This window comes from Pseudomonas sp. Wu6, assembly GCF_019891515.1.
Classification (GTDB): domain Bacteria; phylum Pseudomonadota; class Gammaproteobacteria; order Pseudomonadales; family Pseudomonadaceae; genus Aquipseudomonas; species Aquipseudomonas orientalis_A.
Map to the genome: position 1 here is coordinate 1 of NZ_JAFLXH010000001.1, position 16,658 is coordinate 16,658.

At 60.6% G+C, this 16,658-nt stretch carries 14 protein-coding genes; 4 read left to right on the top strand and 10 right to left on the bottom strand.

Features of this window, described 5'->3' with window-relative positions; genetic code table 11:
* Positions 1-324 precede the first annotated feature (324 nt).
* Positions 325-1,434 carry an AGE family epimerase/isomerase gene (locus J1G34_RS00005; RefSeq protein WP_065896740.1) on the top strand — a complete coding sequence of 370 codons (1,110 nt, stop codon included), beginning with the start codon at positions 325-327 and terminating at the stop codon, positions 1,432-1,434.
* Between the two features lie 123 nt (positions 1,435-1,557).
* Here the strand turns inward: J1G34_RS00005 and J1G34_RS00010 are convergent, their stop codons facing one another.
* The 9 genes from J1G34_RS00010 to amaB form a co-directional block, all read right to left on the bottom strand.
* A complete protein-coding gene (locus J1G34_RS00010; RefSeq protein WP_222992980.1) occupies positions 1,558-2,463 on the bottom strand; it encodes a cation diffusion facilitator family transporter in 906 nt (301 codons plus the stop codon).
* 217 nt (positions 2,464-2,680) lie between these two features.
* Positions 2,681-3,448 (bottom strand): SDR family oxidoreductase, encoded by a 768-nt coding sequence (locus J1G34_RS00015; RefSeq protein ID WP_222992982.1) that lies wholly within the window; start codon positions 3,446-3,448, stop codon positions 2,681-2,683.
* A gap of 777 nt (positions 3,449-4,225) precedes the next feature.
* A complete protein-coding gene (locus tag J1G34_RS00020; RefSeq protein ID WP_057724218.1) occupies positions 4,226-4,942 on the bottom strand; it encodes an ABC transporter ATP-binding protein in 717 nt (238 codons plus the stop codon).
* The gene (locus J1G34_RS00025) at positions 4,939-5,814 is read right to left on the bottom strand and encodes an ABC transporter ATP-binding protein (RefSeq protein ID WP_065896738.1); all 876 of its coding nucleotides are present in this window, start codon (positions 5,812-5,814) and stop codon (positions 4,939-4,941) included. Before J1G34_RS00025 ends, J1G34_RS00020 begins: the two co-directional genes overlap by 4 nt.
* Positions 5,807-7,105: a high-affinity branched-chain amino acid ABC transporter permease LivM gene (gene livM / locus J1G34_RS00030; protein ID WP_065896737.1), complete on the bottom strand. Its 1,299-nt coding sequence runs from the start codon at positions 7,103-7,105 to the stop codon at positions 5,807-5,809. Before livM ends, J1G34_RS00025 begins: the two co-directional genes overlap by 8 nt.
* 2 nt (positions 7,106-7,107) lie before the next feature.
* Positions 7,108-8,022: an ABC transporter permease subunit gene (locus J1G34_RS00035; RefSeq protein ID WP_034125666.1), complete on the bottom strand. Its 915-nt coding sequence runs from the start codon at positions 8,020-8,022 to the stop codon at positions 7,108-7,110.
* A 210-nt stretch (positions 8,023-8,232) separates the two neighbouring features.
* The gene (locus J1G34_RS00040) at positions 8,233-9,366 is read right to left on the bottom strand and encodes a branched-chain amino acid ABC transporter substrate-binding protein (RefSeq protein WP_065894532.1); all 1,134 of its coding nucleotides are present in this window, start codon (positions 9,364-9,366) and stop codon (positions 8,233-8,235) included.
* Between the two features lie 374 nt (positions 9,367-9,740).
* Positions 9,741-11,024 (bottom strand): L-pipecolate oxidase, encoded by a 1,284-nt coding sequence (amaA, locus tag J1G34_RS00045; protein ID WP_222992984.1) that lies wholly within the window; start codon positions 11,022-11,024, stop codon positions 9,741-9,743.
* A 150-nt stretch (positions 11,025-11,174) separates the two neighbouring features.
* Entirely contained in the window at positions 11,175-12,665 is a 1,491-nt protein-coding gene (gene amaB / locus J1G34_RS00050; RefSeq protein WP_065896734.1) for an L-piperidine-6-carboxylate dehydrogenase, read from the bottom strand.
* A 154-nt stretch (positions 12,666-12,819) separates the two neighbouring features.
* Here amaB and J1G34_RS00055 point away from each other — a divergent pair, with 154 nt between their 5' ends.
* The 3 genes from J1G34_RS00055 (at position 12,820) to nadE (ending at position 15,964) form a co-directional block, all read left to right on the top strand.
* Positions 12,820-13,710 (top strand): LysR family transcriptional regulator, encoded by an 891-nt coding sequence (locus J1G34_RS00055; protein WP_065894527.1) that lies wholly within the window; start codon positions 12,820-12,822, stop codon positions 13,708-13,710.
* A gap of 208 nt (positions 13,711-13,918) precedes the next feature.
* Positions 13,919-15,133, top strand: coding sequence for a nicotinate phosphoribosyltransferase (gene pncB / locus J1G34_RS00060; protein ID WP_065883346.1), 1,215 nt, complete (start codon positions 13,919-13,921; stop codon positions 15,131-15,133).
* A gap of 3 nt (positions 15,134-15,136) precedes the next feature.
* The gene (gene nadE / locus J1G34_RS00065; RefSeq protein WP_065896733.1) at positions 15,137-15,964 is read left to right on the top strand and encodes an ammonia-dependent NAD(+) synthetase; all 828 of its coding nucleotides are present in this window, start codon (positions 15,137-15,139) and stop codon (positions 15,962-15,964) included.
* A 124-nt stretch (positions 15,965-16,088) separates the two neighbouring features.
* Here the strand turns inward: nadE and azu are convergent, their stop codons facing one another.
* A complete protein-coding gene (gene azu, locus J1G34_RS00070) occupies positions 16,089-16,535 on the bottom strand; it encodes an azurin (RefSeq protein WP_065883471.1) in 447 nt (148 codons plus the stop codon).
* Between the last annotated feature and the right edge of the window lie 123 nt (positions 16,536-16,658).

The window sequence follows — 16,658 nt, forward strand, 5'->3', positions numbered from 1 at the left end:
CTGCGTTCGGGCACACCGAGCCTAGGCGAGGTGCCGAGTGGTGGGGCAAGAGCGTTTTGCTTACTTTTGCGCTTTTCAAAAGTGAGCCGCCGTCAGGGCGGAACCCTAAGTAGCCGTTACCGCAGAAACGGATATGTACTCGTTCCAATCCAGCATCCCGGCCAGCCCAGAGGCCGCTATCGGGGGCAAGCCCCCTCCCACATTTGACGATATTCACAAATCAAAGGTGGGAGGAGGCTTGCCCCCGATAGCGGCGCCACAGACACCACAGTTCCCAAGCCTGATAACATGCGCGCCACACCCCTGCCGTGACGACGCCAGCCAATGCCCATCGCTTCTCCACCCACTTTGAATTCCGTGCTCACGCACTTCCATGACCTGATCGTGCCGCTGTGGCAGGGCCCGGGCTGGAATGCCGACCTGGCACTACCGTTTGAGGCGCTGGACGCCAATCATCAGCCACTGCCCCCGCAACGCTACCGCGCCATGGCCTGCGCCCGCCAGTTGTACCTGTTTGCCAGCCTGATCGGCGAGCCCGGCACGGACTTCGCGCAAGCGCGTGCGGCGCAGTTGTTCCGTTCCCTGCAACAGCATTTCCACGACGCCGAACACGGCGGCTGGTTCTACAGCATCGACCCGGCCGGGCAGCCACTGGATAAACGCAAAGACCTCTATACCCACGCCTTTATCATCTTTGCCTGCGCCCAATACTGGGCCAAGGTACGTGAACCCTTGGTGGAGTCGGTGCTCAATGCCGCGCTGGAAGTGGTCGCCCAACGCTTCGCCACCGGTGACGGCCTGTACGAAGCGGTGCTGGACCGCAACTGGGCCTCGCTCAAGTCCGGCCCATTGCAAAACCCGTTGATGCACCTGGCCGAAGGCTTCCTCGCCACCCTCGCGGTGCGTGAGGACGCCGAGGTACAAGCGGCCCTGCTGGCATTGGCGACGGCCATGCAGCAGCGCTTCATCGACCGCGAACATGGCGTGATGCTGGAAAAACCGCTGGGTGCTGTGGATAACTGGTTTGAACCGGGGCACCAGTTCGAATGGTTCTTTTTGCTCGAGTCCTCGGCCGTACTGCGCGGCACACCGCTGCATGCGTCGCTGACACGGGCGTTCGCCTATGCCGAACACACCGGTGTGGATAAGTTGAGCGGTGCGGTCAGTGGCATGCTTTCAGTGGATGGCACGGTGCGCGACGGCACCCAGCGTATCTGGGCCCAGGCCGAGTACCTGCGGGCATTGACCTTGCGCCCCGGCAGCGAGGCGGTGCTGCAGCGTCAATTGCTGGCGCTGCAAGAGCATTTCCTGCATGAGAAGGGCTGGCATGAATGCCTGGATGCCGAGGGCAGGGTGAGCCGGCGGGATATGCCGTCTACCACGCCTTATCATTTGGCGACTTGCTATCAGGGTCTGATCCAGTATTTGAGCTGATCTTCAGGCCCTCATCGGGGGCAAGTCGAATCGTCGCACCGCCCCTCCCACCTTTGATTTGTGAATACAGTCAAATGTGGGAGGGGGCTTGCCCCCGATAGCCTCACCTCGGTCTAACTGACCTCACGCGATCCACTTGCGATCCCCAGTAAAACTGATCGTCAACCAGCGCGCCGCATCCGGCGTTCCCAGCGCTGTGGATATCTCTTCGCGCAATCCGTCGAGGGTCGCGACCTTATCCATCGGGTAATCGGCCGGCAACACCACATGAATTTCAATGAATCGTGCCCGCCCGTGCTTCTGCACGTAGGACACGTAGTCGTCGAAGCCATGCCTGGCCTGCGCCGCGTCCATCACTTCGCGCACGGTGTCGTCCAAGTGATCCGGAGCAATCCCCAGCACCTCACGCAAGGCCGGGCGCAGGATCTTGAACGCCGGCGCCAGCATGCTCAGGGCCAGCAGAATCAGGATCAGCGGGTCGACGTATACCGCCCACTCGCCATACCCCTGGGATTTGAGCAACAGTGCCGCCAGAAAGCTGATCAGCAAGCCCACCGACAGCATCGCGTCCACCAGCCAACTGATGTTGTCGAACTGGATCAGCGATGACTTGAGCGTGCGATTGCGGTAACGCACATAGAAGAAGTAGGCGAATTCCACCACGGTAAACACCGCCGCATACACGATCACCAGCCCCAACTCGATGTCGCGACCGCCATTGATGATGCCGAACACACCGTTGAGAAACGCATAGATGGCGATCAGCAGCAGGAAGCTGCCTTCGATCAACAGCACCATCGGCTCCAGGTGCCAGTAGCCGAACTGGAAACGCTCGTTGCTTTTCTTGGCGATCAGCTTGGCCGTGATCAGCATCAGCACCTTGATGGCGGTGGCGATCAGCGAGAAAAAGCCGTCGAACAGAATGGATTGGGCGCCGGATATCACACCCGTGACAATCCCGGCGATCGCGACGGCGAACATCAGGATGGTCGATTGTTTGAGCAGTGCCTGCTCACCTCGGTTACTCACATTTCCTCCTGTCAAAACCTTTAGACCGCACAGTGCGGAGGGGTTTTCAGGGGTGGAGTGTACCTTATGGCCTGTTTTTGGCCGATTCGCCGCCATTTACTGTAGGAGCGAGCTTGCTCGCGAAAACCCCGAGCGCGCCGCGTGAATTCAGGATGCCCGCGTCATCGTTAACGTTTTTCGCGAGCAAGCTCGCTCCTACAGTGTATCGCGCAGGTGCTTAGCCCTTGGCCCCACGCTCAATCGCAAACCCAGCCCAGGTCTGGCTCACCGGCATCAACTCCAACCGGTTGATATTCACGTGCGCCGGGGTGTTGAGCACCCAGAAGATTGTGTCGGCAATATCCTTCGGCTGGATCGGCTCGGCGCCGGCATAGGTCGCGTCATAGCGCGCCTGATCCCCACCGAAACGCACCAGGGAAAACTCGCTCTCGCACAAGCCCGGCTCGATGTTGGTCACCCGCACGCCAGTGCCTTGCAGATCGCAGCGCAGGTTCAGCGAGAATTGCTTTACGAACGCCTTGGAGCCGCCGTACACGTGGCTGCCCGGGTAGGGGTAGCTGCCGGCGATGGAACCCAGGTTGATGATCCCGGCGCCACGGCCATGGGCGATCAGGCGCGGCAGCAGCAGGTGGGTAGTGGTCAACAGGCCCTTGATATTGGTGTCGACCATGGTTTCCCAATCGTCGAGGTTGCACTTGGGCGCAGGGTCGGTGCCCACGGCCAGGCCGGCGTTGTTGATCAGCCCGCGCAGCGTGGCGAACGATGGCGGCAGGTTGGCGATGGCCTCTTCCATGCCTTGGCGATCACGCACGTCCACCACCAGGCCATGCACTTCGGTCTGACGGGAGAGCTCTTCGACCAGCGCGTTCAAGCGCTCGGCACGCCGGCCGGTGAGTACCAGTTTCCAGCCGGCCTCGGCAAAACGGCGGGCGCAGGCTTCACCGAAACCTGATGTGGCGCCAGTAATAAACAGCGTGTCGGACATGGTGTTCTCCTTGCGGGCAACGAAAAAAGTTGCCAGCAGAATGCCCTTACGCCGCCGTTGCGGCAACCGCTATACGCACGCCTACATGCTGGCTTGATCATTTTTTAACCACACCTGGCAGCGCTACATGAATCGCGGCCTGCAGCCATGTACGCGCAGGTTATCCACAACTGCGCCCACAGTCTTTGGGGGCAAGTGCACATCGCCTCGGGCCACGGTATACAAGGCTTGCAGGTGTTTGCGGAAAGTTTTTTGCTTGACCAGGACGCAGGGCATATGCAGGCAATTTCACTCGATGGGATACGAACGATGGCTACAGGCCAGTCATTCCGGCCTCTGCGGCGGTCTTTCCAGAGTTTAATCACAGACTTATCCACAGGCTGAACTGACCTGTTTCGGTCATATACCTGTGTCTTTAAACAGGTTGACAAAACCCTCGGACGGTCGTGAAAAAGCCCCTGATCAAAAAACAACCACAAGCCTGCAGGCCACGTATTCAAAGGCTTGCAGCCAGGTACTCCCACGTTACCCACAGCCGGTTCCACAGTGGATGGGGACAAGTCAAAACTGTGACAAAACAGGGATTTGCGGCGGCTATATGTCGCGCTTTGGAGGAGGGCTGGAATTGTTTTCCACAATTTGGTGGAAGCTCTGCGCGCTGATCGTTCCCACGCTCCGCGTGGGAATGCAGCCGGGGGCGCTCTGCGTCCCAAAGCGTGACGCGGAGCGTCACAAGAGGCGTTCCCACGCGGAGCGTGGGAACGATCAGGTGGGGGGTCAGTGACCGCCGAGGTAGGCGTTGCGCACTTCCTCGTTCACCAGCAATTCCTTGCCGGTCCCCGTCAGGCGAATCTCACCGTTGACCATCACATACGCCCGGTCCGAGAGGCGCAGGGCGTGGTTGGCATTCTGCTCCACCAGGAAGATAGTCATCCCGGTGGAGGCCAGCTCGCGCAGGGTGGAAAAGATCTGCTTCACCACAATCGGCGCCAGGCCCAGACTCGGCTCATCGAGCAGTAACAGCTTGGGCCGGCTCATCAGCGCGCGGGCGATGGCGAGCATTTGCTGCTCGCCGCCGGACATGGTCATCGCCCGCTGGTTGCGCCGCTCCTTGAGCCGTGGGAACAGCTCGAACATGCGCTGCATGTCCTCACCGGCGAACTTGTCGCCAATGGGAATGGTGCCCATCAGCAGGTTTTCCTCGACGGTCATGTCAGGGAATACCCGCCGCCCTTCCGGCGACTGCGCGATGCCGTTGGAGGCAATGTAGTGGGACGACTTGTGGGTGATGTCCACGCCGTTATAGAGAATCTGCCCCGACTCGGCCCGAGGCTGGCCGAAGATCGACATCAGCAGCGTGGATTTGCCCGCGCCGTTGGAGCCGATCAGGCTGACGGTTTCGCCTTCGTTGATGTGCAGCGAGACTTTTTTCAGGGCCTGGATCGGGCCGTAGAACACGTCCAGGTCCTTCATTTCGAGGATAGGCCCGCTCATACCAGCTCCTCTTCGTCCGCGCCCAGGTAGGCGGCAATCACTTTCGGGTCGTTGCGGATCGCGTCCGGCCCGCCTTCGGCGATCACGTTGCCGTGGTCCAGCACCACGATGTGGTCGGAAATACTCATCACCATGCCCATGTCGTGTTCGATCAGCACCACCGTGAGGTCGTGTTCGTCGCGCAGCAGGCGAATCATCGCACTGAGGGCTTCGGTTTCCTGGGGGTTGAGGCCCGCTGCCGGTTCGTCCAGGCAGATGATCTGCGGTCGCGTGCACATGGCACGGGCGATTTCCAGGCGGCGCTGCTGGCCGTAGGAAAGCTCGCCAGCAAGACGGTTGGCGCAGTCCACCAGGTCGACCACTTCCAGCCAGTAAAAGGCGTGGTCGAGCGCATCGCTTTCAGCCTTGCGGTAGCCCTTGGTGTTGAGGATGCCCGCGAGCATGTTGCGGTTGACCCACATGTGCTGGGCCACCAGCAGGTTTTCCAGCACCGACATTTCCTTGAACAGGCGAATGTTCTGGAAGGTCCGCGCCAGGCCGGCGCGGTTCACCAGGTGGGTGCCGCCGAACATTTTGTAGTACACGCGGCTGAGGAAGCTTTTCGGCGACACGAAATCGCTGGCCTTGAAGCGCTCGCCCAGCAACTGGATGACGTTGGTCTGCTTGCCGCGCACGTTGAGTTCGATCTTGCCGCCACTGGCCTTGTAGAAACCGGTGAGGCAGTTGAACACCGTGGTCTTGCCGGCGCCGTTGGGGCCGATCAGGGCGAAGATCGAGTTGCGTTCAACCTTGAGGCTGACATCACTCAGGGCCTTGATGCCACCGAAGTGCATCATCAGGTGTTCCACTACGAGCACGACTTCCTTACTCATGGCGCGGCTCCCTATTCGCTATGGCACCTTTACGTGGCGTCACACCGGTACGGCTGATCCGAATCAAGCCACGCGGTCTCCAGATCATCATCACCACCATCAACACGCCAAACAACAGCACGCGGTATTCGGAAAAGCTGCGCAGCAGTTCCGGTGCAACGGTCAGCACGAACGCTGCGATCACCACACCCACAGTCGAGCCCATGCCGCCCAGCACCACAATGGCCAGAATCAACGCCGATTCGAAGAAGGTAAACGACGACGGGTTGACGAACCCCTGGTAGCTGGCAAAGAACACCCCGGCCAACCCGGCGGTGGAAGCGCCGATGGTGAATGCCGAGAGTTTGACCAGCACGTGATTCAGGCCCATGGACCGGCAGGCGATTTCATCTTCGCGCAAGGCTTCCCAGGCGCGACCTACCGGCATACGGGTCAGGCGATGCTTGATGTACAACACCGCCAGCACCACCAGGAACAGCACGATGTAGATGAACATGAACTTGATGTTGGGGTTGTAATCGAGACCGAAGAACTCGTGGAACGGAATCCCGCCATCTTTGGCACGCTTGCCGAACTCGAGGCCCAGGAACGTCGGCGAAGGCACCGGCATCCCGTTTGGCCCGCCGGTAAACGACAGCCAGTTGTTCAGCACCAGGCGGATGATTTCACCAAAACCCAGGGTCACGATGGCGAGGTAGTCCCCGTGCATTCGCAGCACCGGGAATCCGAGTATGCACCCCGCCAAAGCCGCCGCGATCGCCGCCAGTGGCAGCACGCTCCAGAAGCCCAGGCCGAGGTATTGATAACCCAGCGCCAGGCCGTAGGCACCGATGGCGTAGAACGCCACGTAACCCAGGTCGAGCAGACCGGCCAGGCCCACCACGATGTTCAGCCCCAGGCCGAGCAACACGTAGATCAACCCGAGGATCACCACGGTGAGCAGGTACTTGTTGGCGAAAATCGGGAACACGATGGCGATCACGATCAGGGCTGGAATGATCCAGCGCAGCCGCGATTTGTAGTCCGGCGGCAACACGTGCACGCCGGAGCCGCTGCTTTCGAAACCCTGCAGGATCTTCACGCCCTTGGGGGTCTGCAGGAACAGGCTCAAGGCAAAACGCCCGGCCATCACAATGGCGACCAACGTGGCAACGCGCGCAGGTTCCAGGTTGAAGCTGTAGCCGTCGAGCACCACGCCTACGATCGGGCCGAACACGATCAGCGAAATCAGCCCGGCGAGGACCGTATCGACCACGCTTTTCTTGATATCAATGGATTTGGCAGCAGACATGTTTACACCTTCGCCACGAGTGGGCGACCAAGCAGGCCCTGGGGACGGAAAATCAGAATCACCACCAGCAGGGAGAAACTGAACACGTCTTTGTAGTCAGAGTTGATCAACCCCGCGAACAACGACTCGGAGATACCGAGGATGATCCCGCCCAGCATCGCCCCAGGCAGGGAGCCGATGCCGCCGAGCACCGCGGCGGTAAACGCCTTGATGCCGATGATGAAGCCGGCGTAGAAGTCGAAGGTGCCGTAATTGAGGGTGATCAGCACGCCAGCCAGGGCAGCCATGGCGGCGCCGATGACAAACACGTAGGAGATCACGCGGTCGGTATTGATGCCGAGGATCGAGGCCATCTTGCGGTCTTGCTGGGTGGCCCGGCACATGCGGCCGAGCTTGGTGTATTTGATGATGTAGGTGAGCAACGCCATGCCGGCGAAAGCCGCCACGAGGATGAACACTTTGGTGTAGGTCAGTTGCACGAAGCCGGTGCCGATATCCACGCGCCAGGCGCCGGCGAGCAGGGTGGGAATGCCTTGTTGCTTGGCACCCTGGGCGATCTGCGCGTAGTTCTGCAGGATCAGGGAGATGCCGATGGCGCTGATCAGCGGTGCCAGTCGGGTGGAGTTGCGCAGCGGTTTGTAGGCGACACGTTCGATGACCCAACCGTATACGCCGGTAACGACCACGGTGAAGATCAGGGTGCCGAGAATGAGCAGCGGGAAGGATTCGATGCCGAAGTAAGCCAGCAGTGCCAGACTGATCGCCGCGAGGTAAGCGGAAATCATATAAACCTCGCCGTGGGCGAAGTTGATCATGCCAATGATGCCATAGACCATTGTGTAGCCGATGGCGATCAGGCCATAGACCGACCCGAGGGTCAGGCCGTTGACCAGTTGCTGCAGGAAAATACCATCCATAACGCAATCTCACGCGGTGAGCACCTGCACACCGGTGGGTGTGCGGTGCTTCTGGAGGAAAACAGAGGCTAGGCACGCGCCCTCCCTTGTAGGAGCGAGCTTGCTCGCGAAAAACCAGAGAACGCCGTGTGCATCCAGGAAACCAGCGTTATCGTTGACGTTCTTCGCGAGCAAGCTCGCTCCTACAGGGAGGTCATGCAGTCGGTTGAATTACTTCTGTTTTTCCAGCTGGTGGTATTTGCCGTCTTTATCCCACTGGTAAACCACGTAGTCGGAGATTTTCAGGTCGCCCTTGGCATCCCAGGTTTTTTCGCCCATGACGGTTTTAACCGGGTTGGCCTTGAGCCACTTGGCAGCGTCCTCGCCCTTGTTGGACTTGGCGCCGTTGAAGCCGGCGGCCAGGGCCTGGATCGAGGCGTAGGCATACAGGGTGTAGCCTTCCGGCTCGTACCCGCTTTTACGGAAGGCATCCACCACCGCCTTGCTCTCAGGCAACAGACGCGGGTCAGCACCGAAGGTCATGTACACGCCGTCCACGTACTGGTTGCCACCGGCGGTTTTTGCCAGTTCATCGGTCACTACGCCGTCATCGGACATAAACGCGGCCTTGAGGCCTGCCTCGCGAATCTGGCGAACCAAAGGACCGGCTTCGGGATGCAGGCCACCGAAGTACACGACATCGGCGTCAATGGAGCGGATCTTGGTGACCAGGGCGCTGAAGTCTTTCTCGCCACGGGTCAGGCCTTCTTCCAGCACCGGCTTGACGCCGCGCTTGGTCAGTTGGGCAGCGGTGGCGTCAGCCAGGCCTTTGCCGTAAGTGTCCTTGTCGTTGATTACCGCGACTTTTTTGCCCTTGAGCACATCGACAATGTAGTCACCGGCGACGATGCCCTGCTGGTCGTCACGCCCGCACATGCGGAACATGGCGCCCAGGCCGCGCTCGGTGACCTGTGGGTTGGTGGAGCCGGGCGTGATCGCGATAATGCCCGCTTCGTCGTAGACCTCAGACGCCGGGATGGTGTTGGACGAGCAGAAGTGCCCGACCACGCCGATCACTTTGTCCTGGTCGGCCAGGCGGTTGGCCACTGCGACTGCCTGTTTTGGCTCGCAGGCGTCATCGCCGGCCACCAGCTTGATCTGCTCGCCGTTAATGCCACCGGCCTTGTTGATAACATCGGCTGCCGCCTGGGCACCCTTCATGTACTGCTCACCGAAAGCGGCGTTGGCGCCCGTCATCGGGCCTGCCACACCAATTTTCACATCAGCTTGAACAAACGTAGAAACACCCAGCGCGGCTGCAACGGCGAGGGCCAGAAAACCTTTCTTGTAAAACGTCTGGGACATGAGTGGTGCTCCGATATTTTTGATTTTTGGCACGACAACTTGCATTCAAACCTTTCACTGAAAGCTCAGAGCAAGCGGCGTGCCATTACTTTTTTATTCTTCAAAAAGACACGGTGTCATTGTTATTGCACGCGTTTCGCGTCCCCCCGCCAGGACGTGCAACCGTCTAGTCTCGACAGGTGCAACCTACAGGCCAAAAAAGTGCAACCTCGAACGGTGGCACCTGCAACCGAAGGGATAAACGACAGCTCCAGGCGCTGTAACCCCGTGCGTAACGGAACTGCACATTTACAGTGCGTGATTGCTACGACTTGCACCAATACAGATGGGTAGCCGGCTAAGAAAATACCGGCTAACGAGCGCTGTTACGCGGGTCAGACCACGATCCGCAGGCATTGCCCCGCGTGGTACAGCGAGAACCCCGCTTCATAAAGGCAACTGCGCAGGCCCACGCCCGCCAGGGGTTGCATCGGTGCAAAGGGAATCGGCAGCGACTGGGGATTGTGGTGACACAAATAGTCGGCAAACGCCTTGCCGACCACGCTGCCGGTGGTCACGCCGCGTCCGTTGTAGCCGGTGACCGCCACCAGCCCGGGCGCCGGCTCGAACAAACGCATCAAGTGATCGGGGGTAAACGCGATGCAGCCGGTCCAGGTGTATTCCCACTGCACCGATTTGAGATAGGGGAAGTAATGCTGCTGCACCCGATCGGCCCACGCCTTGAGGAACCAGGTCGGCTTCTGGTTACCGTTGCCCAGGCTGCCGAGCAACAAACGACCATCGGCGTCGCGGCGAATGCTGCTCAGCACCTGGCGTGTGTCCCATGAGCCCTGGCCGCCAGGCAGGATTCGCCCGGCGGCGTCATCGGTGAGCGGCGCCGACGCCACCTGATAGTAGTAACCGGGGAAGAAATTACGCCGCAGTTCGGTCCATTCACCTTCGGTATAGGCATTGGAGGCGATCACTACCTGGGCGGCCTGCACCGCGCCCTGGACGGTCTGCACAGACCAGACTGCACCCTGGCGCTCAAGCCGGGTGACGGGGGAATGATCGAACAACTGCCCGCCCAACCCGACGGCCGCATTCGCCAGACCGCTGGTGTAGGCCATTGGGTTCAAGGTGCCGGCGCGTCGGTCCAGCAAGGCGGCGGCGATTTTCGTGGTGCCGGTGGCCTGCTCGCAGGCCTGCCCGGTGAGCAACTCGACCGGCGCGCCACGGCGCTTCCATTGTTCTTCTCGACTGCGCAGATCCGCCTCGCCACGGGCGTTATGCGCCATGTGCAGGGTGCCCTCGCGGCGCAACTGGCAATCGATGTTGTACTTGTCGATCAGGCCGAACACCAGCGCCGGCGCCGCGCCCAGCATGCGGTTGAGTTGGCTGCCTACGGCTGTACCGAAACCGGCTTCGATCTCGTCCGGCGGGATCCACATACCGGCGTTGACCAGCCCGACATTGCGCCCCGAACCGCCGTGACCGGTGCGATGGGCCTCCAGCACCGCAACACTTTTACCCTGTTCGAGCAAATGAATGGCGGCCGACAAACCGGTGATGCCGGCGCCGATCACGCACACATCCACCTTGACCTCACCCTTGAGCGCGGCACGATCCGGCCGGTTGGGGGTGAGGTGTTCCCATAAACATGTTTCGCGCAGCGCCATTGCCAGACTCCGATGAGACCTAACAGACCACAATCTTGACGTGTAAATGAGCTCAACTGTGGGAGGGGGCTTGCCCCCGATGCGGTGTATCAGTCAACAAATGTGCAGCTGACCCACCGCAATCGAGGGCAAGCCCCCTCCCACATGGACTCAGTCGAACGTAATGCCCTGCGCCAACGGCAACTCCAGCGAATAGTTCACGGTATTGGTCTGGCGGCGCATATACCCGCGCCACGCATCCGAGCCCGACTCACGCCCGCCGCCGGTCTCTTTCTCACCGCCAAACGCGCCGCCGATCTCCGCGCCGCTCGGGCCGATATTGACGTTGGCAATCCCGCAGTCGCTGCCCACCGCCGACATGAACTGCTCGGCTTCACGCACATCGGTGGTGAAGATGCACGACGACAAGCCTTGTGGCACCGCGTTGTTCAGGCGCAGCGCTTCGGCAAAGTCGCTGTAGCCGATCACATACAGAATCGGCGCGAAGGTTTCGGTGCACACCACATCGCTTTGCTCGGGCATTTCCACAATCGCCGGCGCCACGTAGTAAGCGTTGGGGAACTGGTCTTGCAGTTGACGCTTGCCGCCGAACACCTTGCCGCCCTCGCTCAAGGCCTGCTCCAGGGCGTCCTGCATGTTGTCGAAGCCGTGCTTGTCGATCAGCGGGCCGATCAGGTTGCCTTTCAGCGGGTGGCCGATGCGCACCTTGGCGTAGGCGGCCTTGAGACGGGTGACGATTTCCGCCTTGACCGATTCATGGGCGATCAGCCGACGCAGGGTGGTGCAACGCTGGCCGGCGGTGCCGACGGCGCTGAACAGGATCGCACGCACGGCCATGTCCAGGTCGGCGCTCGGGCCGAGAATCATCGCATTGTTGCCGCCCAGCTCAAGGATGCTGCGGGCAAAGCGCGCGGCGACTTTGGGCGCCACTTCACGGCCCATGCGGGTGCTGCCGGTGGCGCTGATCAGCGCCACACGCGGGTCATCCACCAACGCGGCGCCGGCATCGCGGCCGCCGATGATCACTTGGCTGAGGTACTGCGGCGCATCCTTGAAATTTTTCAACACACGCTCGAACAAGGCCTGGCAGGCCAGCGCGGTGAGCGGGGTCTTTTCCGACGGTTTCCAGATCACCGCATTGCCGCACACCAGCGCCAGGGTGGTGTTCCACGCCCACACCGCGACCGGGAAGTTGAACGCGCTGATCACGCCGACCACACCCAGCGGGTGCCAGGTTTCACGCATATGGTGACCGGGACGCTCGGAGGCGATGGTCAAGCCGTACAACTGGCGCGACAAACCGACGGCGAAGTCGCAGATGTCGATCATTTCCTGGACTTCCCCCAGGCCTTCCTGGGTGATCTTGCCGGCTTCCCAGGAGACCAGCTCGCCCAGGTCGGCCTTGTACTCGCGCAACACGTCGCCGAACTGGCGCACCAGCTCGCCGCGACGCGGGGCCGGTACTTTGCGCCAGGCGTCGAATGCATGCTCGGCGCGACTGACCTGCTGCTCCACCTCGGCGGCCCCTTCCCAGTTCACGGCGCCGATGCGGCTGCCATCGATCGGCGAATGCACAGGCTGTGTACCCGCCTGGTACAACGCCGGGTTTACGCCTAGACGGTCAAGCAATGCAGCAACCATGGGGTACTCCTTCAAATCTGCAAACACAAAATTGCGCCGCCGCAGACACGGCGATCCAGGCCTCATTTGTAGCTGGCCCAAGACTTGCCAACAAACGACGATTAGGCGAGATATCATTCCGTTTATTCATGCGAAGAATAAAAAGAGGCATGCCGTGCTGAACAAAAGACATTTGCCCTCGATCACCGCCCTGCAGTGTTTCGAAGCCGCCACGCGCCACCTGAGCTTTACCCGCGCCGCCGAGGAACTGAACCTCACGCAAAGCGCGGTGAGCAAACAGGTGGCGCAGTTGGAGGAGTTGCTGCAGCACCTGCTGTTTCGCCGCGTGCGGCGCCGCTTGCAGATGACGCCGGCGGGCGACCTGTACCTGGTGGAAGTGCGCAAGATCCTCTCCCTGGTGGAGATGTCCACCCACTACCTGCGCTCCTACGGCGGCGAAACCGAAGTGCTGCGCGTGTCCACGCCCTACACCTTCGGCGCGCGCTGGCTGGTGCCGCGCCTCAAGGGCTGGCGCCTGCGTCACCCAAACATCCATCTGGACCTGTGCAACGAACAGGAACCGGATGAACTGCTGCAGGGCAAGGCCGACATGGCGTTCTATTTCGGCCAGGGTTCACGCCCCGGCACCGAGAGCGTGAAGTTGTTCAGCGAAGAGCTTGTACCTGTGTGTTCGCCCGAGAGCCTGCCGGCAGAGCCGTTCACCGACCCGACCCAACTGAGCGAACTGGTGCTGCTGCAAAACGCCTCGCGACCCCAGGGCTGGCATGACTGGTTCGCCAGCCAGGGTTTGCACACCGAACACAGTTATCACGGGCCGCGCTTCGACACCTTTTATATGTGCATTCGCGCCGCGCAGGTCGGCTGCGGCGTGGCGCTGCTGCCGCGGTTTCTGGTGGAAGAGGAATTGGCCGAGGGTAAGTTGGTGATTCCCTGGCAGCATGGGATGCCGAGCCAGGATGCGTATTACCTGGCTTATCCGGAGCATGCGGCGGAGGTGCCTAAAGTGAGGGAGTTTGTGAAGTGGATGCTGGAGCAGGTTATTTAGTGCCTGGAATATAGCCATCGGGGGCAAGCCCCCTCCCACATGTGCAGCGCATTTCAACCTGTGGGAGGGGGCTTGCCCCCGATGAGGCCAGTAGCCACACCCAAAAAAATCACTGGCAATACCCCACAGGTCTATGCGCCACTAGCCCCCTTCCTCAATTGTGCGTAAAGGCCGACGCCCAGCGTCGACCCGTCTGGAGATTCCCGTTATGAGCGAGAGTGTGTTTGCCGATCGCATCGTGCAGAACCTGCTCGACACCGACTTCTACAAGCTGACCATGATGCAGGCGGTGCTGCACAACTACCCGAATGTGGAAGTTGAATGGGAGTTTCGTTGCCGCAACAGCGAAGACCTGCGCCCGTACCTGGCGGAGATTCGCTACCAGATCGAGCGTCTCGCCGAGTTAAGCCTGAGCCCGGACCAATTGGGCTTCCTGGAACGTATCAGCTTCATGAAGCCGGACTTTTTGCGCTTCCTCGGGCTGTTCCGCTTCAACCTGCGCTACGTGCAGACCGGCATCGAGAACGGCGAGCTGTTTATCCGCCTGCGCGGGCCGTGGCTGCATGTGATCCTGTTTGAGGTGCCGATGCTGGCCATTGTCAGCGAAGTGCGTAACCGCTACCGCTACCAGACCGTGATCCTGGAACAGGCCCGCGAGCAGTTGTACCGCAAGTTCGACTGGCTGACGGCGAATGCCGCCAGCGATGAACTGTCGGAGCTGCAAGTGGCCGACTTCGGCACGCGTCGACGCTTTTCGTACCGGGTGCAGGAAGAAGTGGTCAGCGTACTCAAGCACGACTTCCCCGGCCGCTTTGTCGGCACCAGCAACGTGCACCTGGCCCGCGAATTCGACATGAAACCGTTGGGCACCATGGCCCATGAATGGATCATGGCCCACCAGCAACTCGGCCCGCGCCTGATCGACAGCCAGATCGCCGCCCTTGACTGCTGGGTCCGCGAATACCGTGGCCTGCTGGGCATCGCCCTGACCGACTGCATCACCACCGATGCGTTCCTGGGCGACTTCGACTTGTACTTCGCCAAGCTGTTCGACGGCCTGCGCCACGACTCCGGCGACCCGGTGCAGTGGGCGGAAAAAGCCATCGCCCACTACCATAAGCTGGGTATCGAGCCGATGAGCAAGACCCTGGTGTTCTCCGACAGCCTGACGTTGCCCAAGGCCCTGGAGATTTTCCGCGCCCTGCGTGGTCGCATCAATGTGAGCTTTGGCATCGGCACCAACCTGACCTGCGACATTCCAGGGGTGGAACCGATGAGCATCGTGCTTAAAATGACCGCGTGCAATGGCCAGCCCGTCGCCAAGATTTCCGATGAAGCGGGCAAGACCCACTGCACCGACCCGAATTTTGTCGCCTATTTGCGTCACGTTTTCAAAGTACCTGCCCTATCCAGCAAGGAGTGAAGCATGCAAGCCGTACAGCGTGAGATTGCGCAGCAGCTCAAGGTGCAAGCGCCGTTCAAAGACCAGGCCGCCCTTGAGGCAGAAGTCGCCAGGCGCGTGGCCTTTATCCAGGACTGCCTGCGCAATTCCGGGCTCAAGTCGCTGGTACTGGGCATCAGTGGGGGTGTCGATTCCCTCACCGCAGGCCTGCTGGCCCAACGTGCCGTGCAGGAACTGCGCGCCAGCAGCGGCGACGCGGCCTATCGTTTCATCGCCGTGCGCCTGCCCTACGAAACCCAGTTCGACGAACTCGATGCCCAGGCTTCGGTGGACTTCATCGAACCGGACGAGCGCCACACCGTCAACATCGGCCCGGCGGTCAAAGCCCTGGCCAAGGAAGTCGCGGCGTTCGATGACAAACCGGCGGCCTCCCGCGATTTCGTGCTGGGCAACACCAAGGCGCGCATGCGCATGGTCGCGCAGTACACCATCGCCGGCGCAACCGGTGGGCTGGTGATCGGTACCGACCATGCGGCGGAAGCGGTGATGGGCTTTTTCACCAAGTTCGGGGATGGCGCCTGCGACCTGGCGCCGCTGAGCGGGCTGGTGAAAAACCAGGTGCGTGCGATTGCGCGGCATTTCGGCGCGCCGGAGTCGTTGGTGGAGAAAGTCCCGACCGCCGACCTGGAGGACCTGTCGCCGGGCAAGCCGGACGAAGCGTCACATGGCGTGACCTATGCCGAAATCGACGCGTTCCTGCACGGTGAGCCCGTGCGTGAAGAGGCGTTCAGGATTATCTGCGAGACGTACCGCAAGACGGAGCACAAGCGGGTGATGCCGTTTGCGCCTTGAGGTGAGGCAGGTAGTTTTGCATTGATTGCCAGAATGCCATCGGGGGCAAGCCCCCTCCCACATTGACTGTGTTCACAAATCAAGTGTGGGAGGGGGCTTGCCCCCGATGAACGATAACGCGGTCTTACTTGACGGTCACAGTGCCTTTCATCATCGAAATATGGCCTGGGAACGAGCAAAAGAACATGTAGTCCGTGCCCGCCGTCAGCTTCGACACGTCGAACGTCACCGAATCTTTCTCGCCGGCACCAATGAGCTTGGTGTGGGCGATGATGCGGTCGTCGCCTTCCTTGAGGTAGTTTTTGTCAACACCGGCGGCCATGCCGTCGCTGGCAACCGGCTGCATGTTGGCGGCGCTGGTCAACACCCAGTTATGCCCCATGACGTTTTTTGGCAGGTTGCCCGAGTGCGTCAGCTCGACGGTGAACTGCTTGCAGCTCTTGTCGATGGTGATTTCTTTGGTGTTGAACGACATCTGGTCGGTGGAGTCGACAGTGACCTTGCACTCTGCAGCAAGCAACTGGCCGCTAGCCAGAGTCAGCAGGGAAACAGCAACGAGTTTGGCGAACATGTGAATCTCCAGGGCAGGGTTGGAAAACGCGTATTGCGACAAAGGGTGCCTCAAGCAGGCTTAAGTTCTTATGATCTGCATCAACAGATTGTATACAACTTTAGGCTATCAGGCTGATCAACA